Consider the following 21879-nt stretch of genomic DNA (forward strand, 5'->3'; position numbering starts at 1 on the left):
TTTATGATTCATAGAGGAGTCCTCCTTTTGATGTTTGTATTTGTAGGTACAAATGCATCATAACGGAGGGCTTTTTTTCATACAAGAACCCCTATTTGAAATCCCATAGGAATCTCCTGCGGGATAAACATGATCGGTGAGACCCCGGAAAGCTTTAGCTTGAGGAGGCTCAGCACATATAGGAAGTTCGACTAAAACCGCCACTTCCTGTGGCAACGTCGAACGACCCTGCGTCGTGCAGGGCCGGAAAGTGAAATCGTCCCCCGGAGGACCTTCCGCTCAACAAATATCTCGAAATCAAATCTTCCACAAACGGGAGCTTGTATGGAATAAGCTGCACCTTGAGATACGTCTATTAAGCTAAGAACACAAAGTAAAGAATAAAGATGATGAACAGGAAGTACATAATTGGATGAATTTCCTTGGAACGTCCTTTTAACAGCATCGTAATTGGATAAAAGATGAACCCAATTGCGATACCCGTAGCAATACTGTACGTCAGCGGCATAGCAGCAATCGTAAAGAAGGCCGGCACACCGATTTCAAATTGGTCCCAGTCAATATTTTTCAAAGTGGATGCCATCAGCACACCGACAATAATCAAGGCAGGTGCTGTGACCTGTGCGGTTACAACGGATAATAATGGCGAAAACAACAGCGCCAGTAAGAAAAAGGCAGCCGTTACAACAGAGGCAAAGCCTGTCCGTCCTCCGGCTCCTACACCTGCCGTGGATTCAATGTAAGAGGTAGTCGTTGATGTACCTACCACGGATCCGACAACTGTTGCTGCGGAATCCGCAAACAGTGCACGTCCGGCACGAGGTAATTTATTATCCTTCATAAATCCTGCCTGTGTCGCCACCGCTACAAGCGTTCCTGCTGTATCGAAGAAGTCGACAAACAAGAAGGTTAGAATTACGACCAGCATTTCAATCGTAAAGATATCGCCAAAGTGGGTTAATGCCGCCCCAAAAGTCGGCGCCACGCTTGGCGCAGAACCTACGACGTCATTGACTGCAGTAGGCGGCGCAATCAGCCCTGTTACCATTCCGGCAATCGAAGTAAGAACCATCCCGTAGAAAATACCGCCTTTAATGCCCAGAGAAAGGAATACGACCGAAACGATAATCCCGAAAATCGCAAGCATCGTTGGTCCAGCTGTTAAATCTCCAAGCTGTACAAGCGTCGCATCACTATTCTGAACGATACCCGCGTTTTGAAAGCCGATAAAAGCAATAAACAAGCCAATCCCAGCTCCGACGGCAAGTTTTAAATTCCCAGGTATTGCATCAATGATCATTTGGCGCAGGCCGGTTACCGTTAATACAATAAAAATAAGTCCGGATGCTAACACACCTGCCAGTGCCGTTTCCCATGGAATACCATATCCAAGAACTACTGTATAAGCAAAAAATGCGTTCAATCCCATACCAGGTGCAAGGGCAATCGGATATTTAGCAAAAACCCCCATGATTAACGTACCCACAGCAGCTGCAATCGCCGTCGCTGTAAATACAGCCCCTTTATCAATACGCGTTACTCCTTCAGGAAGCTGCTCAATCCCATCGAGAGCAAGCGTAGACGGATTAACGAACAGAATGTAGGCCATCGCTAGAAATGTCGTTAGACCTGCCATGAATTCCGTACGATAGTTCGTGCCCAGTTCTTTAAACTTAAAAAATTTACTCATTCTAATTTCCTCCCTCACTGTCACCAGCCGCTGCATTTGGAGAGTTCTCTCTATGTTAAAACCCAAATAAAAAACACTCTTGAATGATCAAGAGTGTCTACCTATATACGGAGGCAATAGACGAGCCAGGCATAAACCATACAAGGCGTCAACTATTCACCAACGTAGTCAGACCAGTTTACGGCGGTCCGGTAGAAACTCATGGGCCTTATCCCCAAAATTATACGACGGTGTTACTAATTCTTAATTTTTCTCTATCTTACTAGGGATGACTGTAGTTCGTCAACCCTATTTCCGAACATTAATAATAAATAACGATTTAAACGTTCGTTTTTATTCCCATTCAATCGTAGCCGGCGGCTTACTCGTTACGTCATAAACCACACGGTTGATGTGATCGACCTGATTCACGATGCGGGTGGAAATTTTCTCGAGAACATCCCACGGAATGCGAGCCCAATCGGACGTCATCCCATCAATGGATGTAACCGCACGGATACCGATTGTATAGTCATACGTCCGCTCATCGCCCATAACTCCTACGGATCGAATATCGGGAAGGACGGTGAAATATTGCCAAATATCACGGTCAAGTCCGGCTTCCTTGATTTCTTCACGCAAAATAGCATCGGATTCACGAACAATTTTAAGCTTCTCTTCTGTAATCGCACCTAATACACGAATCGCAAGTCCAGGTCCTGGGAATGGCTGGCGCCAAACAATATGTTCAGGTACACCAAGCTCAGTTCCAAGCGCACGCACTTCATCTTTGAAGAGTGTGTTCAATGGCTCGATGAGCTGCAGTTCCATTTCCTCTGGAAGCCCTCCGACATTGTGGTGGGATTTAATCGTTTGAGCCGTTTCCGTGCCACTCTCAATAATATCAGTATAAAGAGTTCCCTGAGCGAGATAATCAATTTCCTTCAGTTTTTCAGCCTCATCATCAAATACGTAAATAAACTCATTACCGATGATTTTCCGCTTCTGTTCAGGATCAGATACGCCTTCAAGCTTGCTTAAAAAGCGGTCTTTGGCATCTACTTTGATAATGTTCATATTAAAGCCATCGCCAAGCGTGCGCATGACATCGTCTGCTTCATTTTTTCGAAGCAGTCCGTGATCCACAAAAATACACGTCAGCTGGTCTCCGATGGCGCGGTGAATCAGCGCTGCGACAACAGAGGAATCGACCCCGCCGCTCAGGGCGCACAATACTTTACGGTCCCCGACTTGATCGCGGATTTTCTCTACTTCCATTTCCACTACGTGCTCCATAGTCCAGTCGTCCTTCGCATCACACACATCAAACACGAAGCTGCGCAGGATATCATTGCCATATTCGGAATGACGCACTTCCGGGTGAAACTGAACACCGTACATATTAATTTCCCCATTGCTCATCGCAGCTACAGGGCAGGAAGGACTAGTCGCATCCACGACAAAGCCTTGAGGCGGATCAATAACCTTGTCACTATGGCTCATCCACACCGTTTGATTCCGGGGAGTTTTCTTAAAAATAACCGGATCTTCGGCTATGTTAATCTCTGCTTTTCCGTACTCACGTTCATTCGCACGCTCCACTTTTCCTTTGAAATGGTGAGTCATCAGCTGCATGCCATAGCAAATGCCAAGCACCGGAATCCCCAGCTCAAACAGACCTTCATCACAACGGAAGCTATGTTCTCCATAGACGCTGTTAGGTCCGCCAGAAAGAATGATTCCGCTTGGGTTCAGTTCCTTGATCTCTTCAACCGTCATTTTATGAGAATGAAGTTCACTATAAACCCCGAACTCACGTATGCGGCGGGTTATTAATTGGTTATATTGACTTCCGAAATCCAGTACCAGGATCATACCTTGGACCTGCTCCATATCTTCCACTCCTTTTCATTAGAAAAAACGCACGACCTGGGGCCTATAAAAAAAGGATTCCCACCTTCCCGTTAAAATAATTCAGGCGAAGGCAGAAATCCATCCGTGCATATCTCGTCACGTGATCCCCACCTTCATAGTCAGGACATTTAAGGTGCCCCGGTAGAGACTCTCGAGCCATATTCTCGAGGATATACGAAGGAAGAATGCGTCTAATTTCCATTCATTCTATCAACGGTTCTGACAGGAATCAAGACAATGCTTTTTTAATTAAATTTTCCCATAATTCAGTGACTTTCGGCCAATGCGAACGGCGACTCTCATTTCTGTAAAGAACCCGCTCATAATTATTCGTCAAACGCCGCATGTCATTGGACTGGAAGTGGCGATCGACAACAAAAGCGTAGTCTCTGAGCGTCTGTTCGGGTTTACGCTTAAATCCTTTATGATCCAGTACTTTTAGTAAATATTGGTAGGCTTTTTCAAACGTTTCCTCGTCCTCATTTTTACGATAGCGTCGGATAAGAAAAGCGGAGATCCACTTGTAACGAGTCACATACAGAACGAGTAAAGCAAGGAGTAGAAACGCAGCCAGCACATAGACCCATACATAGCTCTGTTCTGAATCGATGTTAATGGACTCAGAATCAGACGCCGCTTCCTGCTCTTCCATTTGCTGTGGGTTGCCCATATTGTCTTCAGGGGTTTCCGTATCTGAACCTGAAGCTGCTGAGTCACTGTCCTCGGTATCTATATCTGTATAGAAATCCGCATTATTCGTGAACCCTTTCGTTGGTTCAAATGGAACCCAGCCGACATCTGGAAAATAAACTTCTACCCACGAATGTGCATTGCCGCTTGTGATTTCATATTTATTCTGAAGTTCATCGTTGTACGTAACATCCGTGGTATCAATTCGCTCTCCACCTGTGAACCCTTTTACCCATCGCGCTGGAATGCCTTCAGATCTCAGCATAACCACCATCGAGGTTGAGAAGTTATCGCAGTACCCAATTTGAGATTCGAATAAAAACTGGTTCACATAGTCCTCATTTTCATCAGGGACCGGTACATCGGTCGTTGAATATTCGAATCCATTCGATGAAAAGTACGACTCTACCGCTTTTGCTTTATCGTACCGATTGTCCTCGTCTTCTATGATTTGACTGGCGAGGTTGCGCACTCGCCCCGGCAGGGAATCCGGAAGCTGCAAGTAATTCTCTTTGATCTCTTCCGGGTCTTCGGTACTCGATTCACGCAGCTGATCATATTCAAAAGAAGGAAAATCATAGTTGATGACGTATCTGTTCAGCTTAGCCGGGGAATCTCCTTTGAGTGTATCCATTTCACCGGTATTCTCATGAATCTGAAGCCTATAATCTTCGGGGTAAGAATCAAGTGAAGTAGTGCCATATGGATACACCAGTTTTCGAAAATCAGCTTCACTAGTTAACTCGATAAGGGACTGTTGTTCTTCTACTTCAACTTCATCTGTAAAGGTTCGAAAAGGAATATTGTCAGGAGAAACCGTTTGGACCGGATCTTCCAATGTATCTTCCCAGCCTTTTCCGGTGTACGTATCCTTCGATTCAATTCTCCAGTATCTTTCTCCATCGGCCATAGCCGTAAAGACACGGGTATCATCCTGAATAAACGATCCCCCGAGCCGACTATCGTTTTCACCATATCCGACCTTTTGGACGACACCGCCTCCTCCTGGACCAGCGCCTTCAGCAGCACTCTGGATAAATGGAACGGGATCCGGCCACTGGGGAGAAAGTTTGGGAGAAGCATAAGCCGCAACTGTTGAAAAAAGGATGATCGCAAGTAAAGGCAGCACCCATAAGTGACCTTTTTTAAACCCGCCCAAAGAAATCGATTCTTTATCCATCTCTTTGTGGAAGCTGGTCACACCAAGAGCAGCCATCGCCAGCACAAATGTGCGGATAATCGCCCATTTTCCATCGTAGACCGTAAACGTATCGACCACCGTAACATAAATAAGCGTAAGCAGGACAAACACGAACATACGATTAGCCACGACGATCCAGTAGAACAGCAAGTAACTCATCAGCCATAACAGGATGAGGAAAAGCAGACTCCGGAATAAAGGAGTCATCTGCCACCATTCCTGCGACTGGATCACCTGTATATTAAAGATAATCTGATCATAGAGAACTGAAAACCAATTGCGGCTGAAAATGGTTTCTGCAATATAGAGTCCGTCCAATATAAAGGCTAATCCCAACAGTTTGAGGGGCATAGATAAATACCATGGAACCTGAATAAAAGATATGAAAAAACAAAACGTTGCATAAATAAAGAAGATCGTCACATTTTTCGTTTCCGTAATAGATCCCAGAGGCAGGAGCCATTCACAGAATAATAGAAAACCAATTACATAAATCATAAGTTTAAATACAGCAGAGCGCTGGTCATTTGTAGTAGGCATCAGGTGCTCACCTCAAATTCTTGTCGGGTCAATTGCTCTTCTGATAATACTTGCACAACGATTCCCTGATTTTTTAACAGCTTAATGTGCTGATGGTCCTGGAAGTTCATCTGCTCCCTGGGGCGCACATAAAAGAAGACGAGACGCTTACTCTTTTTCGCTAATTTAACGAGGGATTGTTCCGTATTTCCATCTAAGTGATGACTGATCACTAAAGCTATCGTCCCAGAAGGAATCTGAGCCCGTTCACGGTCCAGCTGCTGAGAAAATGGTACACGGCCAAGCGGCTTGATCTTAGCTAAGTGACCTTGAATCTTATGGGTCTGTGAATGATTCTGATGAAAAGGAAAATAGGCTCGTCCATCTCCAAGTGTCATGAAAGCAAGCTGCGAAGATTTTTTATGAAGTTCTTCTAATAAAGATGCCGTGAATTCGACGGAACCTTCAAAACTCACAGGGTTCATAGAAGGGTGATAGACCGCATTTAAAATGATGAGCATATCGACGCTTTTTTCCTGCTCAAATTCTTTCGTCATCATTTGATTCTTTTTGGCAGTAGTCTTCCAATCCACCCAGGCAAATCGATCGCCTTGCATATACTCACGAACTCCTGTAACGACGTTCGTGTTTTTTTCATTAAGTTTAAAAGAGGGACTCGCTCCCTGTTCAAAGCTGTACACACGTTCACGGAGCTTCACTGGACGCTTATAAGGAAAGACAAGAAGTTTATCCTCTTCCCGATACACGTGCTCTTTTTTAACAAATCCAAAAAAGTCCCCGGTTTTGATGCGGAAAGCCTTGAACTCGTGGTCTCCCCGCGGAAGCTTCTCAAGCTCATAATGGTAGCGTAAATGTCTCTTAAACCAGGGGAACATGACTTTCTTCACCATTCTGTCCTGCTGAAATTCATCCGCCTTCTCCATATCCCTGAATTTCTCAAGATGACGGTCTTGTTTCTTGAGAGACTCCGGGAGATACTCTTCTATTACGCAATAATAAATTGGAAAAGGGATTCTTCTTGTCAGGGTCACATCCACCTCAACACCTTCGCCTCCTGTAGCCACCCTTTTAGAAAGTTTGCGTTCTACCTTCCAGTCGTTTATTGGATACAGCAGTACCCCTGTCATGTAGACGAGAAAAGGAAGAAATGCGTAGAAGAGAAACCAGCTGACAAAGCCTCCCTGAAACATTGCATAAGAAAATAAAACAGCAAACAATGTCAATACAACGAGGAGCTTAGCTGTGAATTGAAGAGTCTGTCTCATTCACTAATATTCCTCTTTACAGGAATGGAGGTGGCGGAGAGCAGCTCTTCAATAATACTTTCAGGCGTTGCTCCCTCAAAATTCGCTTCAGAAGTAAGAATCATACGGTGTGACAATACATATGGGGCAAGGTACTGGACATCATCGGGCACGACATAATCACGGTCGTGAACAAATGCATAGGCTTTAGCGGCTTTCATGAGGGAAATCGATCCACGAGGGCTCACACCCAGATAGACACCTTCATGCTTACGAGTGCCTGTAACTATGTCAATAATGTAGCGGTTTACGGTTGTGTCCACATACACTTCTTCGACCTCTTTCTGTAAAGCCACCAGCTCATCACGGGTGATGACAGACGAAATCTCGTTGATCGGGTGTCCGCCTGAAGTCCGGCTCAGCATCTCCATTTCCTGACTTGCAGTAGGATATCCCATTTTCATCTTTAACAAAAAACGATCCAGCTGAGCTTCAGGAAGCGGGTACGTTCCTTCATATTCAATGGGGTTCTGGGTAGCCATGACAAAGAAAGGATCTTTAAGAGAAACGGGGTTTCCATCCACCGTGATACTCGTTTCTTCCATTCCCTCAAGTAAAGCGGATTGTGTTTTTGGAGAAGTACGGTTGATCTCATCTGCCAGCACAATATTACCCAGAATAGGGCCAGGCTTAAATTCGAATTCCATTTCTTTCGGATTATATATAGAGACACCTGTAACGTCAGATGGCAGCAAATCTGGGGTGAATTGAATTCGTTTAAACTCACAATCTAAGGATTTAGCAAGGGTCTTTACTAGCATCGTCTTCCCTACACCCGGGACATCTTCAAGCAGTACGTGCCCTTTAGCAAGCAAAGCCACAATGCTTAGTAATGCCGCTTCTTCTTTCCCAATCATCACCTTATTAATATTTTTCATCACATCAGAAATCTTTGGCTGATATAAAAATGTTTGCTGATTCATTAGGTGTACCCCTCTCTTCCTATTACACTATTGTCAGAATTCTCACGCTCATTCTAACTATACTACATCCAGAGACTCGGGACAAAATATGTATTTGTCCCTATCTATTAAATTTCCCGGCTTATCAGGAATTCTGTAACATTAAGAATTTGTAAAAATAAGGATCTATTCAATCGGTTATTAATTATCATCAAAACATTAGACTAAAAGGCCGGTTACTTGTAGACTCACTTTCGAGATAATAGAGAGTTTTTAAAACTTTATCATAACTAACTAGTAGTAATAGTAGAGTATTTTTTAGAGTGGCTCAGGTATAGGAGGTAAAAGTTTCACATCAAGAGATATTGACTTCTGCTCCGCTAAAGAATGTTCCTGCTAGCGATAATATAAACAGGTATTAACTACTCCTCTAGATGCCAAAACATTAAATTAGGCGTACATATTCGAAATCGAAAGTATAATTATTGAGTCCTTTATTCTAGCCAACTGCATTTCAAAAAAATAAAAGGAGTGGAGTTCATGACCGATCATCTCTTTATTTCGTTTTTGTGGTTAATGGGTGCTTACTGGGTGGTGACAGCCATAGCGATGCTTCATATGGTTATGTTTAATACTGTGTACAAAGTGCCGAGTGCCAAACAAGCCGGAACCTCCCCGCTGAAATCTCCTGCCTACCTGAAAACCTTGCCGTATCAAGCTTTGTATAATGTGATTGTGTTTCCAGTTTTCTTGTGGTTTTACACGCAAACCATGGCTCCGGCCAATATTGATGTTTTCATGTTTCATACGGTTCTACAATGGACGGTTTTATCTATCCTGGTAGACTATGTCGTCTGGGTACTTATCCCTCATAAATACAAATTCACGCACAAAGAATTCTATGTGAATTATCAACCATGGATTTCGCTTATCTACGCCGCAATATTTGTGAGTCATTATATTACCGGTTGGTTCGTCTAAAGGAGATTGGGGATGGGCATCGTCCATAATTAAGCTTTTTTTGAAATGATAGTTATTACGTTCATGATGGTTGTTGCAACGTTATTTGTTCCTGATCCGTTGCCTTTTCCCCTCTCATTTATGTATGGAACGTCATTTGAGAAAGCTGATACAGGCATGGTGTTTTTCGATAGTCTATTCTTCGGATATTTGTTGTTTTAAACCAGTAATCTATCTATTTCTTGGTTAGGTCATAGTTTACCTAACCTCACGGCGGCTACTTTTTTGCTGATCTTCTCTTAGTTAAAAACAAAAAGGAACGTACCTGCCATAAGCCTAAATAAAAAAGTGGAAATCCATGTTGAGGATTCCCACTTTTTTACTCCATATGACTTACTGCCACTGGATACTCTGACTAATGGACCAGAGCTTCACCATCTAATCCTATACCTATACAAACCATCGTCTCTTTTTTTATAATTTCTCTTTAATTAAGATGGCTTGAATTAAAGATAACATAAATATACCTCTATGCCTATCTTTTTACAAATAAATACATATCTTTTTTCACACCTTTTAAGCTGGTTTTTCTCATGATAAATTTCCGGAATGTACGATCTTATCTTCTCTATTCTCTCTTAATCTTAGACATTCATTATATCGATTGAATCATGTACAATTTGAAGAATGAAGATTCACTATTCAAGCTGGAGGGATCAGAATGACATACATAGCAGCATTCGACCTGGGAACATCTGCTCTAAAAGGAATTCTTCTAGATAGAGAAGGTCACCGGGCAAATGAACAGTCGATAGAAATCGAAACGAAATACGGTCTGAACGGGGAAGTTGAACAGCAGCCGGAACAATGGTGGCAGGCCCTTCAAACTATCCTTTCAATTTGGAAGGACACCACTCCCGGACGTGTAGAAGCCATCACGGCCGTTACGTTTAGCGGGCAAATGGAAGATGTTATACCGCTAGATCCTTCTGGAACAGCTTCTAATGCCATTCTTTATTCAGACACAAGAGCTGATCAAGAAGCACGGTTTATCCAATCAAAGAAGCCTTTGCTTTCAAATATTACAGGAAATGCGATCCGATCATCTACTCCTCTCGCAAAACTATTATGGATGAAGAAGCATCAACCTCCTCAGTACCAATCTACGAAAGCTTTCGTATTCAGCGCGAAGGATTATCTCATCCACAAGTTGACAAATGAAATAGTAACCGATCCTGTAACCGCTGCAACTTCAGGTCTAATGGATTTAAATGAGCGGAGTTGGAGCGAGGAACTTCTTTCCGATTTTTCAATAGATGCCAGTAAGATGCCTCGCCTCCTTGAGCCAGAAGAAGAAGCAGGAAAGATAACGGCTCAAGTTTCTCAAGTGACAGGATTTTCTGTTGAGACTCCTGTCTTGTGCGGCAGCGGGGATGCAGGTGCCGCCACACTCGGTGCGGGCGCTCTTTACGAAGGTGATTTGTATTTATACTTAGGTACGACGGGCTGGGCAGCTGCTCCAACAAAAGAGAGTGCGAATAAGATAGACGGAGTATTTACTCTTTCGCATTTGCCGGAAGGAACCAACATTTCCATCGCCCCGCTGTTGAACGCCGGAAACGTTCATCAGTGGGCCGTCCATACCTGGGGTGACCAGACTGAATCTCCTTACGATAATTTTGAAAAAATGGCCGCTGCCTCCCCAGCGGGTGCAAATGGTGTTCTCTTTTTGCCTTATCTGCACGGAGAACGATTTCCGGTTATGGATCCAGAAGCTTCCGGCGCGTTCGTGGGACTGAATCCGGCTGTCCAGAAGTCCGACTTCGCACGTGCGGTAGTAGAAGGGTTATGTTTTTCCTGCTGTCAGGTGATTGAATCTCTCTCTGAAAAACAAGAGGGAATGATGACGATCATAGGAGGGGGAACGAGAAGCCGTGTCTGGACTCAAACACTCGCTACAATTTTAAATAGACCGATCAGGGTTCCAAATGAAAGTGAATACTCAACTGTAATTGGAGCTGCCTCGACTGCTTTTATCTCGATGGGCTGGGTCGAAGATTACGCTGAATTCACTAAAAAATATATCGATACCCTGGGAGCCGAAGTCTTCAGACCTGAACAAGAAAACCGGGAAACTTATAAATCCCAATACGACCGTTATCTCAGGCTTTATCCAAGTCTTAAGGAGACTTATAACAACTAATGACATATAAATAAAACGATTAACGCAGGATCATAAAGGGAATTGTTAAAAAATTAAAAAATTTAACTGATAATGTCATGGATGCTATGTACATATTTTCTGACCTAACCGAAGCAGGCTCTCAAGATTCGTCACTTCCTATTTTTTAAAATAGAAAGAGAGGGAACAGTATGCCAAAAGACAGCACCTTTAAAAGACGTCTGAAAAATGTCGGACCCGGCGCTATTGTGGCTGCGGCCATCATCGGACCAGGAACAGTTACGACAGCCAGTAATGTTGGAGCAGAATTTGGTTACGCCCTTATCTGGGCACTCGTTTTTTCTGTCATAGCCACTATGTTCCTCCAGGAAATGGTAACAAGACTTGGAGTAATTACTCGTAAGGATTTAAGCACTATTTTAAGAGAACAGTTTTCCAATCCTATATTAAAATGGCTGACGATTTTATTAATTATTTCTGCTATTGTGATTGGAAGTGCAGCCTATGAAGCTGGTAATATCGTGGGCGGAGCCCTCGGGATGGTAGCCATTACCGGCCTTCCTACTAAATTGGTGGCTATTTTAATTGGAGTCCTCGCTGGAATTCTCTTATGGATTGGCCAATATAAGGTGATTGAACGAGTCTTTGTAGGACTTATTTTAATAATGACACTAAGCTTTGTGATCACGGCTATCGTAGTTCAGCCGGACCTCTCTTCCATATTCACAAAAGGATTTGTTCCTAAGGTTTCTTCCGGAAATACCTTGTATGTCATTTCTTTAATAGGGACTACCATCGTCCCCTACACTTTGTTCTTGCAGTCCTCTACCGTCCAGGAACGTTTTAAGGGAGAAGAACAACTAAGCGACAGCCGCTTCGATGTTATTTTGACTATGGCAATATGCGGAATTATATCCGTTTCCATCATCATTACCGCAGCCGCTGCTTTTCCTTTAGGAACTTCCATTCAGGATCCTTCCTCCATGGCAGAGCAGCTACAGCCGCTGCTTGGCTCATGGGCAAAATACGTCTTTGCGATAGGGATTTTTGCTGCCGGAATTTCCTCCTCCATGACAGCTCCCCTGGCTGCTGCTTATGCCACAGCCGGAGCGCTGGGGTGGGAAAAGAATCTACGTTCAGCAAAATTCCGTTTCATTTGGATGATTGTTCTGCTCGTGGGTGTCATCTTTTCAAGTCTGGGCTATGACCCTATTCAACTGATTGTTTTTTCTCAATATGCGAATGGATTAATTCTGCCGATTATCGTATTATTCTTAATGTTTGCCATGAATAATCGAAAAACACTGCACCAATATGTAAATCCAATCTGGATCAATATAGTGGGATGGCTGATCTTCATCATTACGGTAACCTTATCCCTTATGTCGTTCGGCATTTTCTAAACCCAAAAACCTGTCCTCGGACGGGTTTTTGATATTATCTCTCTTTAATTTGAGGATCTATTAACCTTCGATGTTATTAAGGTAAAGCTCCCGTTACTTGAAGACTCAGTTTCGAGGTAAATGGGTCCATTACGTAGATGGATAAGGGTTGGTGGGGAAATAACTCGCTTTCCTGTGGGGGAACTGGTGAGCCTCCTCAGTCGTTTCACTCCTTGTGGGGTCTCACCTAGATCCTTCTCCCACGGGAGTCTCGCCATTTCCCCACCAACCCAACTTTAATACTGCGAACGGACCCTTCTATAAGAGAATGATGCTTCTGCTTAATCTGGATTAAATGCTTTTATGACAGACTTTGTGGGTTTTTACATCCTGAAAATAGGTAGAATCCTAATGGTCTAATGCTTCAAAACGGAGGTAATGTATAAAGTGGTTTCGAACTTCTGACTGGGCAAGGTCCGGAGGGGGATAATGAAGACTCCTATTTTAAAAGCGGAAGCACCTTGGTCAGCGGCGTATGGACTGGACTAAGCTGGCGGAGATAAAGAAAACACGAAGAGCGGAGCGATTCGATGTTGCCTTATCGTACTGAAGTGAGGGATGTCTCACTAGCCGCTAGGTGCTGGAACTGGATAGCTCTCCTTGTCGTTTATGTTCTGATTTTCGAGTAAAACTAAAAAAGTGTAAGAACGGGATCAACATGATCGGTGAGACCCCGGAAAGCTTTAGAAAGCTTTAGCTTGAGGAGGCTCAGCACATATAAGAAGTTCGACTAAGATCGCCACGTCCTGTGGCAACATCGAACGACCCTGCGTCGTGCAGGGCCGGAAAGCGAATTATCCCCCGCAGGACCTTTCCTCTCATAAAATATCTCGAAACTGAGTCTTCAACTAATCGGCCCTATTGCTTAATAAGCCTTAAATAAAAAAATTAACCATAAACTATAATCAAGTTACATTATACTGATGACCTAAGGTGGAAATATTAGGGTGAGGTTTATGAACGGTCATAGAATTCCATATGTGGTTTTTCTTGTTTATAATAGTTTAGCCTATCTTCCAACGTACCTGTATGAAACTCAAACTTATGACCATCCGGATCGGTGAAATAGATCGACTTTTTATCTTGCTCACTGCGCGGCCTTCCAGATAGGATATTTACATTCAATGCCTCGAGTTTGTTATAAATCGCTTCATAATCCGATGGTTCTATAGAGAAGGCGATATGAGTATAAGACTGACTGATTTCATTGCGGGGAATATTCTTCTCAACGTTAAGTGCCAGCCACATCCCATTCAAATCAAAATAAGCCGTGTTCTCGCCTTTCACCAATAACTCTGCTTCAAACACCTCACGGTAAAACTGGATCGATTTATGTAAATCAGAAACGGAAAACAGAAAATGATTTAATCCTTGGATGGACATACATTCAACTCCTCCTATGTTATCTACAGCTTTCAGCCTAGCGTTTAACGGCTTTTATAATCATAGTCGCCGGAAACTCACGGGCTTTGTACAATGAATAATAGCGATCGGACACCTCTGCTTCTATTCCATCGTAACTGTGTCCAGGCTCACTTTCTATAACTTTCTCTATTTGGAATCCAGATTGAATTAAGTGATTTATATACGTAGACATTTTCCGCTTATAGATCATCATATCCACCTCTTCCCCTTTAAAATTTTTCATGACTTTAGCCCCTTCCTCCTGGTAGCTCCCCTCCAGACGCAATGTTCCACCTTCACTAGTAACATGGGCATACAAAGGATGATCCCAGCTGAATATAAAGCTTCCGCCTTTCTTTAAGTAGGAATAAATGAGATCAAAGGTTGCCTGTAAATCTGTCGTCCACCCGATCGCATAAACCGAGTACACATAATCAAAATGCTCCCTCGGCAGTCCAACATCTATTTCCATCGCTCCGCAGAATAAATGAGGCTTTAACCCTTGAAGTAGTTGAGCGGCCGCTTTCTTTTGCGTATTGGATAAATCAACGCCCCACAGTTCACTGGCACCTTTAGAATCCATATATCGCAAGGAATGACCGCTTCCATATCCAATTTCAAGCACTTTCTTACCTTGAAGCTCTTCAAAGAGCTGTAATTCTTCTTCAGTCTGAGCGAACGGTCCATAGTTTGGCAAAGCATCTACCCCGTTAAAATGTGGTGCAACGATATCCCAGCTTACCTTGTTTTGTTTCAGCATGTCTTTTGACACCATCTTTACCTCCTCTTTAATTTACAATCTAACCTATATACATACTATAACGCGAAGCTTGTATGCCTGACCTTTTTTTCAAGAAGGTTTAAGAAATGAGATGGAAAAACAAGCGTTTCTTCAAGAGTCATTTACACCTTATTCATCCTAATTCCAAAACGGTCATAGAAGATTTAAACATTAGGTAAAATATACCATATTATCCTTATTATAGTTTCAATATCTTTATCAGAGTGAACGTATATAAGAAGAAATCTATTCCATAGAAAGGCGTGACTTTTCATGCAGGCACTGGCCTATCAAGGAAAAGACCATGTTGAAGTAAAAAACGTTGAAGCTCCTAAAATTCAAAGAGGCGACGATATGATTGTCCGTATCACGGCAACAGGTATATGCGGTTCAGATTTACACCTTTATAAAAACGGAATTCCTCTTTCCGAAGACTACATTATCGGACACGAACCCATGGGTATCGTAGAAGAAGTAGGCCCTGAGGTGAAAAATGTTAAAAAGGGAGATCGTGTAGTGATCCCATTTAACGTAGGCTGCGGAGACTGTTTCTATTGTAATAATCAGATGGAAAGCCAGTGTGACAATTCTAACCCGCACAGCGATAACGGCTCTCTATTTGGTTACTCCGAACAATTCGGGAACTATCCCGGCGGCCAAGCCGAGTACCTCCGTGTTCCTTACGCTGATTTCACTTCCTTTGTCGTTCCAGAATCAAGTGAATTGGAAGATGAGAGTGTTCTCTTCTTGTCCGACGTCGTACCGACCGCCTATTGGAGCGTGGAACACAGCGGTGTGAAGCAGGACGACACGGTAGTCATTCTTGGCGCAGGCCCCATCGGTTTGATGGCTCAGAAATTCGCCTGGAAAAAAGGAGCCAAGCGAGTCATTTCCATCGACCATGTTCCGCATCGTCTTGAACATGCGAAGCGTACCAACAATGTCGAAACGTATAACTTTAAAGAACATGATGAAATTGGTGGATTCCTTCATCAATCAACCCAAGGGGGAGCCGATGTAGTCATTGACTGTGTAGGAATGGATGGTACCGTTGCTTCCAGCGAGCACGGACCAAGCGATGACCAGAATATCAGCCCGATTATCACAGCTTCTGAGTCCGTCCGGAAATTTGGAACCATTCAATTAACAGGCGTATATGGCATTAATGCGGATAACTTCCCAATCGGGGACTTGTTCGGTCGTAACGTTTCCTTGAAAATGGGCCAGGCTCCCGTCATTCACCTGATGCCGGAACTTTATAACATGATCGAGAACAACGAATTTAGCCCTACTGACATAATCACGCACAAAATGGATCTTAAAGATGCACCTGAAGCTTATGATATTTTTGATAAAAAAGCAGATAACAACATCAAGGTCGTGCTTAAACCATAATATGAAAAGCAGCAAGTCCCGCACTTGCTGCTTTTCTACATGGTTTTTAGTAAAAGAAAAACAAACTTCCAGTTCAGCTTCTTCCCACTGTTAAAACGAACCCTGTAAAAATTGATTTCAGCGCATCAGATATTCCGGCGGGTACCCACGGACTTCACATCCATGAAAAAGGTATGTGCGAAGGACCAGATTTCAAATCAGCAGGAGGTCACTTTAATCCGGCCAACGTGAGTCATGGAACTGAATCGGAGGAAGGCCCCCATGCTGGAGACCTTCCTAATCTGGAAGTATCCGATGAAGGTTCTATTCAGAAAGAACTGACGGCAGAACGGGTTACGTTGAAAGAAGGCCAGGAGAATTCCCTCCTGAAGGAAGGCGGAACGGCTCTCGTTATTCATGCAGGAGCTGATGATCAAGAATCTCATCCTTCCGGAGATGCAGGCGCAAGAATTGCATGTGGTGAAATCAGCAGATAGGTCCCGTCCATTACGAAAGCCCCTGGCACCCAGGGGCTTTCTTTATCGCTCTTATTCGCCTAAATGGTTAAAGGCAGTTGTACATGAAACGAATGGCGTGTGCCGTATGTCTCGAGCCATATCTTCCCACCGTGCTTCTCCACAATTTCCTTACTAATCGCTAATCCAAGACCAGATCCGCCGTCATTACGTGTACGGGAAGGGTCAACCTGATAAAATCGTTCAAATATTTTATTCTGATCACTGGAAGGAATAGGTTGCCCGGGACCTGAAACAGTTACTGTATAAAATGAATCTCCTGGCTCTCCTTTTATTTCTACAGGCGAGTGGCCTTGATAATAATGCAAAGCGTTATTCATTAGATTGGTTATCACTTGCTGGATGCCCTGCTGATTAATCATGATCACTTCAGGTGAAGCCTGAACGATTAAATCAATTCCCCTTCGCTCATATTCGATCTCGAACAGCTGAACCACTTGCTGGATAAACTCATCCATGGCTGTGTACTGCTTGATCATGTTACTTCCTTCATCATTTCTGCCCCATTCTTTTACTTCATCCAGGCCTTTAACCAGCTGATTAACCCGCTCTGTTTCTTCTGCCAAAGACCTATAAATATCCTTATCTCCCTGGATGACCCCTTTATTAAGGGCTTCCAGATAACCCTGTAAATTTGAAAGCGGAGTCCTCAGCTCGTGAGAGAGATCATGAAGCATTTGGTTTCTATTGCTCTCCTGCTGTTCAAGCAAAGAATTTAAATGATTCACATGGTGCACCAACTCTCCGATTTCGTCCTGGGACCGAGCTGTTAACTTCGTAGGGTACTCCCCTTTTTTCATCGTTTGAATGACGCGCGAAAGTTCATTTACAGGCTCAAGCATCCGCTTCGTTATGACCGCATAGAAGAAGGCACCTAGTATAATAAGAAGCAGCGTAATGATCCACACATAAGAAGACAAGGTAGAATTAAAAGACGTCTGGGTCTCACCCTCGACTCCTGCCACGTTCGAGGCCAGGAAACAAGCAGTTCGATAGAGGGTGAAACCTGTAAGGATAACAACCGCAGCAAGCATGGCTATATTGGCCATCGTGAGTTTTACCCACAGCTTCTGAGTTAAGCTTCTTCTAATTTTGAACAAATTTATACCCCATTCCTCTCACGGTAAGAATCCGTTCAGGCTTAGCTGGGTCCCGCTCGATTTTTCGGCGCAGTTTCTTTATGTGCGCATCAATTGTACGCCCCATGATCTCTGCTTCCCCATAAGGATGGATTTGCTGGACCAGTTGTTCCCTTGAAAATACATGTTCGGCATTTTCCATTAGAAAGTAAAGCAAGTTGAACTCATAATGGGTTAATTCGAGCAGTTGATCATGCAGCCACACCTCTCCTTTTCGAGGTTTGATCACAAGGCCGTTTGAAACAATCTTTTGACAGAGCCGTCCCGTTCGACGAAGTACCGCTTCCACGTGAGCCATTAATTCCTCAGGACTGAATGGTTTTGTTACGTAATCATCTGCCCCAAGCTTCAAGCCGCTGATCTTATCATCCGTTTTGGCTTTCGCCGAGAGCATAATAACCCCGGGATCATCTTCCCGTCCTTCCTTCACCCATTCGCAGAATTCTTCCCCGCTGATTTTCGGCAGCATCAGATCGAGAATAATCAAGCATGGTTTCCGCTCGGAATACAGATGCATGGCTTCTTCGCCGTCATAAGCTTGAAGTGCCTCATAACCACTGTTTTTCACATATAAAGCAACGAGGTTCGAAATTTTCGGATCATCTTCTACAATTAAAATTTCCGGTTTCATATAACGCACTCTCTCCTATAATGCCTCCAGTCGCTGGAGCATCATGTCATAGTTCATCGCTCCAAGCATCACGGAATCAATTTTTCCATCTTCGTCTACGAACACCGAAGTAGGAACAGGATTAATCTGATATTTATTAGCCACTTCCACTTTTTTATCTAATAGGATAGGAAAAGACAAATCAAATTCATCCCTGAACTCCTGCACCTCTTTTAAACCGGATTCAGTTTCCGTCAGATTCACAGCTAAGATGACAATATCTTCATTCTGATAAAATTTCTCCATATCAGGCATTTCCGCCCGGCAAGGAGGACACCATGTAGCCCAAAAGTTAATCATCACTTTTTTACCACGGTAATCCGATAAAGATACCTCTTCTCCCTCAAGCGTCTGAAGTGTAAAGTCAGGGGCCTGCTGACCTTTTTCAAGTCCCGTCTTACCATTCTCCGGTTCAGTCGAACGTTCATCTGTTGCTCCCGTGGTAACCGTCGTACCCTCTTCTTCAGGGTCAGAACTCGCTTTCCCGTGATAAGCAAAATCATAGATCGCCCAGCCAAATAAAGCCGTCACAGTCAATATAATGATCCAGCGTTTCATACTTATCTCCTTTCATATTAAAAAATAATTCCTAAATTGGAAAGCCAGGTATCTTGAACGAGATTCAACAAAAATGTCGAAATCCTCGTCATATACCCCGTATATAAAAGTGCTCCTGCCACAATCATCATAGCCCCTCCAGCTTTCATAATCTGACCGCTGTATTTCAGAATCATTCGAGTAGATCCCAGGAAAAAGGCAAAAGCAAGAAAAGGCAGAATAAACCCAAGGACGTACACCACGGTGTACAGTATCCCCTGTGCAGGCTGGCTTGCCGCAAGCATTAAAATGGAGGCAAAAATGGGCCCAATACACGGTGTCCATCCTGCCGCAAATCCCATTCCTGCAAACCAGGTTCCTGCATAACTAAATGAACTGCGCGGTTTAAAGCTCATTCGTTTTTCGCTCATAAACCAATTAATCTTAAGCCAGCCAGCTACAAAGAACCCCATTAGAATAATGAATACACCCGCAATCCGCTGAAGTAACAGTCCTGATTCGCCTGAGAGAAACCCCTGAATCAGGTTACCTAAGTAGGATGCTCCAATCCCCAGCGTCAAAAATACGGTCGATACACCTAATAAAAAGAACACCGAATGCAGAAGCAGCTTCCGTTTTACCTTGGCACTCTGATCCTCTTTAATCTCTTTCACACTCATTCCGGTTATGTAAGACAAGTAAGCCGGAAACAAAGGAAGTGTACATGGAGATAAAAATGAAATGACTCCGGCTCCAAAAGCAAGCCATATCGTTACATCGACCGACATCATACCTCTCTCCTTTTCTCAAAATTCCATAACAAAAACAATGCGAGACTGATCACTACATAAAACCACAGATCCATACGATACCCCATTATCGACGGTGGCCCGCCTATCCACACGGAAACTGCCGCACTAATAGAAAATAGAGCGCTTATTATAAGAACCTGTCTGCATAGAAGTATGGCTGCCAAATACACAAAAAACAGGACCAGCTCCACCAATTCTCCTCGTTCGAGCAACAGTTGGGAGAGTAATGTAAAAAAGAAAAAACTGCAAGCGAGCAGAAGGATGTACTCGTATTGGAAAGTCCGGTGCTTCTCCTTACCTCGAAATTCTGTAATGATCGTAAGCAACGAAGCTAAGTAAAATTCTGAGGTCCCGCTTGGGTAAGCTAATACGGAAAGTGGATACTCCAGCACCAGGGGCCAGGTCGTCAGAATCTTCACCCCAATAAACCATAAAGCCCACGTCACGAGCACCGAACTAAACTGCTCCAATGCCCTTTTCTTGTGCCCCGTTTCCTTTGATACAGCCAGCCACATCACCAGGGCAGCCATTACTAATGAAGCAACTCGAATAATAGTTACAGGTTGAATAGTCATCTTACATACCTCTACTTTTACTGAATTGAATTCCATCATACCTTACTTCTGTGAAAATATGATGAACACAGAAGAATAGACGTATTTTTTACAATATTTGTATGACCTGAGGTGGGAATATTTGTATATATCATCAATAAAAAGCCCTCTCCGGGTTTTATTAACTCGGAGAGGGCTTAAAGTTTTAGTTATATTCTTTCTTAATATCCTTTGTACTTCTAACGGTATCAATCGGGCGTACTGCTTGCTCGATCTCTTCTCGTTTAGGTTCTAGCATTGGAGGCAATGACAGCATTTCGCCCAGTGTTTCATAAGGTTCGTCTCCCATAAACCCTGGACCATCAGTCGCAAACTCAAATAAGATTTGTGGTGCTACACCGGCATATAAGGATTCGAAATAATGGCGGTTTACATAGCCGGAGGTTCTAAATCCAAATCGAGGCATACGATCAATCCATTCATTGAGTGCATCTCGATCCTCTACACGGAAAGCCGCATGGTGAACCGTACCGTACCCCTGGCGGGAGGAAGGCATTTGATCATTATGCTCCACTACTACTTGAGCTCCATTTCCCCCTTGCCCTGCTTCAAATAGATGAAAAGGACCTTCCTTGGCAATCTCTGTGAACAGGAGAACTTTTTCCAGTACTTCTTTAAAATAATCAAAGTCTGCAATCCTTACGTGAAGCGGTCCAAGACCAGTTATGCCATACTCGAGCGGAATCGGACCATTCTGCCACGGAGTCCCCGCAGGTACCCCGGTGTTATTTTCATCGGATACGAGTTCGTAGGCTTGTTCATCAAAATCTGTAAACGGCAGTACTCTCTTTCCAAATGTCTCTTTGATTCCCTCGTGCTGAACTTCTAATCGGTCGAACCGCTTCACCCAGTACTCGAGCGCTTCGTCACTGGGAACCCGGAAGGACGTTTTAGATATTTCATTCGTTCCGTGTTGACCTTTGGGGATGCCTGGAAAATCAAAAAATGTCATATCTGTTCCGGGACTCCCTTTATCATCCGCAAAAAATAAGTGGTATGTCTGAATGTCATCCTGATTGACCGTTTTCTTCACCAGCCGCATTCCCAGTACGTAGGTGAAAAATCCATAATTCTTTTCCGCACTGCTGGTAATAGCGGTCACATGGTGCAAGCCCTTCAATTCGTTCATTTCATACCCTCCGTTGGCTTAATTTAATTTATCTCGGTTTCAAGATAAATATATTATGAACATACTTAAATGTCAATTT

General features: G+C 43.5%; 17 protein-coding genes, 1 pseudogene and 2 riboswitches. Of the genes and pseudogenes, 5 read left to right on the forward strand and 13 right to left on the reverse strand.

What is annotated here, in order from left to right:
• Positions 1-355: 355 nt before the first annotated feature.
• From LCM11_RS14225 to LCM11_RS14245, 5 genes are all read right to left on the reverse strand, one after another.
• Complete coding sequence (locus LCM11_RS14225) at positions 356-1690, reverse strand: NCS2 family permease (protein ID WP_224894944.1); 1335 nt, start codon at positions 1688-1690, stop codon at positions 356-358.
• A 145-nt stretch (positions 1691-1835) separates the two neighbouring features.
• A riboswitch (purine riboswitch) is annotated at positions 1836-1938 on the reverse strand.
• Positions 1939-2023: 85 nt separating this feature from the next.
• Positions 2024-3562 (reverse strand): glutamine-hydrolyzing GMP synthase, encoded by a 1539-nt coding sequence (gene guaA, locus LCM11_RS14230; protein WP_224894945.1) that lies wholly within the window; start codon positions 3560-3562, stop codon positions 2024-2026.
• Positions 3563-3679: 117 nt separating this feature from the next.
• Positions 3680-3781, reverse strand: a riboswitch (purine riboswitch).
• A gap of 31 nt (positions 3782-3812) precedes the next feature.
• Positions 3813-6014, reverse strand: coding sequence for a DUF4129 domain-containing transglutaminase family protein (locus tag LCM11_RS14235; RefSeq protein WP_224894946.1), 2202 nt, complete (start codon positions 6012-6014; stop codon positions 3813-3815).
• Entirely contained in the window at positions 6014-7279 is a 1266-nt protein-coding gene (locus tag LCM11_RS14240) for a DUF58 domain-containing protein (RefSeq protein ID WP_224894947.1), read from the reverse strand. The genes LCM11_RS14235 and LCM11_RS14240 overlap by 1 nt, the downstream gene beginning before the upstream one ends.
• Positions 7276-8241: an AAA family ATPase gene (locus LCM11_RS14245; RefSeq protein WP_224894948.1), complete on the reverse strand. Its 966-nt coding sequence runs from the start codon at positions 8239-8241 to the stop codon at positions 7276-7278. Before LCM11_RS14245 ends, LCM11_RS14240 begins: the two co-directional genes overlap by 4 nt.
• 519 nt (positions 8242-8760) lie before the next feature.
• Between LCM11_RS14245 and LCM11_RS14250 the strand changes: the two genes are divergently transcribed.
• The 3 genes from LCM11_RS14250 to LCM11_RS14260 all read left to right on the forward strand — a co-directional run bounded on the left by LCM11_RS14250 (position 8761) and on the right by LCM11_RS14260 (position 12765).
• Complete coding sequence (locus tag LCM11_RS14250; protein WP_224894949.1) at positions 8761-9201, forward strand: hypothetical protein; 441 nt, start codon at positions 8761-8763, stop codon at positions 9199-9201.
• 700 nt (positions 9202-9901) lie between these two features.
• Positions 9902-11383, forward strand: coding sequence for a xylulokinase (locus LCM11_RS14255; protein ID WP_224894950.1), 1482 nt, complete (start codon positions 9902-9904; stop codon positions 11381-11383).
• Positions 11384-11553: 170 nt separating this feature from the next.
• Positions 11554-12765 carry an Nramp family divalent metal transporter gene (locus LCM11_RS14260; RefSeq protein ID WP_224894951.1) on the forward strand — a complete coding sequence of 404 codons (1212 nt, stop codon included), beginning with the start codon at positions 11554-11556 and terminating at the stop codon, positions 12763-12765.
• Between the two features lie 993 nt (positions 12766-13758).
• Here the strand turns inward: LCM11_RS14260 and fosM are convergent.
• Both fosM and LCM11_RS14270 read right to left on the reverse strand, forming a co-directional pair.
• Positions 13759-14187: a FosM family fosfomycin resistance protein gene (fosM, locus tag LCM11_RS14265; RefSeq protein ID WP_224894952.1), complete on the reverse strand. Its 429-nt coding sequence runs from the start codon at positions 14185-14187 to the stop codon at positions 13759-13761.
• Positions 14188-14224: 37 nt separating this feature from the next.
• A complete protein-coding gene (locus LCM11_RS14270; RefSeq protein ID WP_224894953.1) occupies positions 14225-14983 on the reverse strand; it encodes a class I SAM-dependent methyltransferase in 759 nt (252 codons plus the stop codon).
• A 279-nt stretch (positions 14984-15262) separates the two neighbouring features.
• On the opposite strand from LCM11_RS14270, the gene LCM11_RS14275 reads away from it, so the two are divergent.
• Positions 15263-16384, forward strand: coding sequence for an alcohol dehydrogenase catalytic domain-containing protein (locus tag LCM11_RS14275; protein ID WP_224894954.1), 1122 nt, complete (start codon positions 15263-15265; stop codon positions 16382-16384).
• Between the two features lie 107 nt (positions 16385-16491).
• A pseudogene (locus LCM11_RS14280) lies at positions 16492-16860 on the forward strand (superoxide dismutase family protein); the annotation flags it as partial.
• 59 nt (positions 16861-16919) lie between these two features.
• On the opposite strand, the gene LCM11_RS14285 reads toward LCM11_RS14280, so the two are convergent.
• The 6 genes from LCM11_RS14285 to LCM11_RS14310 form a co-directional block, all read right to left on the reverse strand.
• Positions 16920-17999, reverse strand: a complete 1080-nt coding sequence (locus LCM11_RS14285; RefSeq protein ID WP_224894955.1) for a sensor histidine kinase — start codon at positions 17997-17999, stop codon at positions 16920-16922.
• Positions 17986-18669: a response regulator transcription factor gene (locus LCM11_RS14290; RefSeq protein ID WP_224894956.1), complete on the reverse strand. Its 684-nt coding sequence runs from the start codon at positions 18667-18669 to the stop codon at positions 17986-17988. Before LCM11_RS14290 ends, LCM11_RS14285 begins: the two co-directional genes overlap by 14 nt.
• 15 nt (positions 18670-18684) lie before the next feature.
• A complete protein-coding gene (locus LCM11_RS14295) occupies positions 18685-19266 on the reverse strand; it encodes a redoxin domain-containing protein (protein WP_224894957.1) in 582 nt (193 codons plus the stop codon).
• A 17-nt stretch (positions 19267-19283) separates the two neighbouring features.
• A complete protein-coding gene (locus LCM11_RS14300) occupies positions 19284-20033 on the reverse strand; it encodes a cytochrome c biogenesis CcdA family protein (RefSeq protein WP_224894958.1) in 750 nt (249 codons plus the stop codon).
• Positions 20033-20632, reverse strand: a complete 600-nt coding sequence (locus tag LCM11_RS14305; protein ID WP_224894959.1) for a hypothetical protein — start codon at positions 20630-20632, stop codon at positions 20033-20035. The genes LCM11_RS14300 and LCM11_RS14305 overlap by 1 nt, the downstream gene beginning before the upstream one ends.
• Positions 20633-20816: 184 nt before the next feature.
• Positions 20817-21800: a ring-cleaving dioxygenase gene (locus tag LCM11_RS14310; RefSeq protein ID WP_224894960.1), complete on the reverse strand. Its 984-nt coding sequence runs from the start codon at positions 21798-21800 to the stop codon at positions 20817-20819.
• Positions 21801-21879: the final 79 nt, after the last annotated feature.

Origin of the sequence: Halobacillus halophilus (assembly GCF_020171985.1) — a bacterium.
Classification (GTDB): domain Bacteria; phylum Bacillota; class Bacilli; order Bacillales; family Halobacillaceae; genus Halobacillus; species Halobacillus halophilus_A.

Coding starts and splice junctions, on each gene's coding strand:
- LCM11_RS14260 (WP_224894951.1), top strand. CDS start 11,554: ATGCCAAAAGACAGCACCTTTAAAAGACGTCTGAAAAATGTCGGACCC.
- LCM11_RS14255 (WP_224894950.1), top strand. CDS start 9,902: ATGACATACATAGCAGCATTCGACCTGGGAACATCTGCTCTAAAAGGA.
- LCM11_RS14250 (WP_224894949.1), top strand. CDS start 8,761: ATGACCGATCATCTCTTTATTTCGTTTTTGTGGTTAATGGGTGCTTAC.
- LCM11_RS14235 (WP_224894946.1), bottom strand. CDS start 6,014: ATGCCTACTACAAATGACCAGCGCTCTGCTGTATTTAAACTTATGATT.
- LCM11_RS14275 (WP_224894954.1), top strand. CDS start 15,263: ATGCAGGCACTGGCCTATCAAGGAAAAGACCATGTTGAAGTAAAAAAC.
- LCM11_RS14295 (WP_224894957.1), bottom strand. CDS start 19,266: ATGAAACGCTGGATCATTATATTGACTGTGACGGCTTTATTTGGCTGG.
- LCM11_RS14245 (WP_224894948.1), bottom strand. CDS start 8,241: ATGAATCAGCAAACATTTTTATATCAGCCAAAGATTTCTGATGTGATG.
- LCM11_RS14300 (WP_224894958.1), bottom strand. CDS start 20,033: ATGTCGGTCGATGTAACGATATGGCTTGCTTTTGGAGCCGGAGTCATT.
- LCM11_RS14270 (WP_224894953.1), bottom strand. CDS start 14,983: ATGGTGTCAAAAGACATGCTGAAACAAAACAAGGTAAGCTGGGATATC.
- LCM11_RS14305 (WP_224894959.1), bottom strand. CDS start 20,632: ATGACTATTCAACCTGTAACTATTATTCGAGTTGCTTCATTAGTAATG.
- fosM (WP_224894952.1), bottom strand. CDS start 14,187: ATGTCCATCCAAGGATTAAATCATTTTCTGTTTTCCGTTTCTGATTTA.
- LCM11_RS14290 (WP_224894956.1), bottom strand. CDS start 18,669: ATGAAACCGGAAATTTTAATTGTAGAAGATGATCCGAAAATTTCGAAC.
- LCM11_RS14310 (WP_224894960.1), bottom strand. CDS start 21,800: ATGAACGAATTGAAGGGCTTGCACCATGTGACCGCTATTACCAGCAGT.
- LCM11_RS14225 (WP_224894944.1), bottom strand. CDS start 1,690: ATGAGTAAATTTTTTAAGTTTAAAGAACTGGGCACGAACTATCGTACG.
- guaA (WP_224894945.1), bottom strand. CDS start 3,562: ATGGAGCAGGTCCAAGGTATGATCCTGGTACTGGATTTCGGAAGTCAA.
- LCM11_RS14240 (WP_224894947.1), bottom strand. CDS start 7,279: ATGAGACAGACTCTTCAATTCACAGCTAAGCTCCTCGTTGTATTGACA.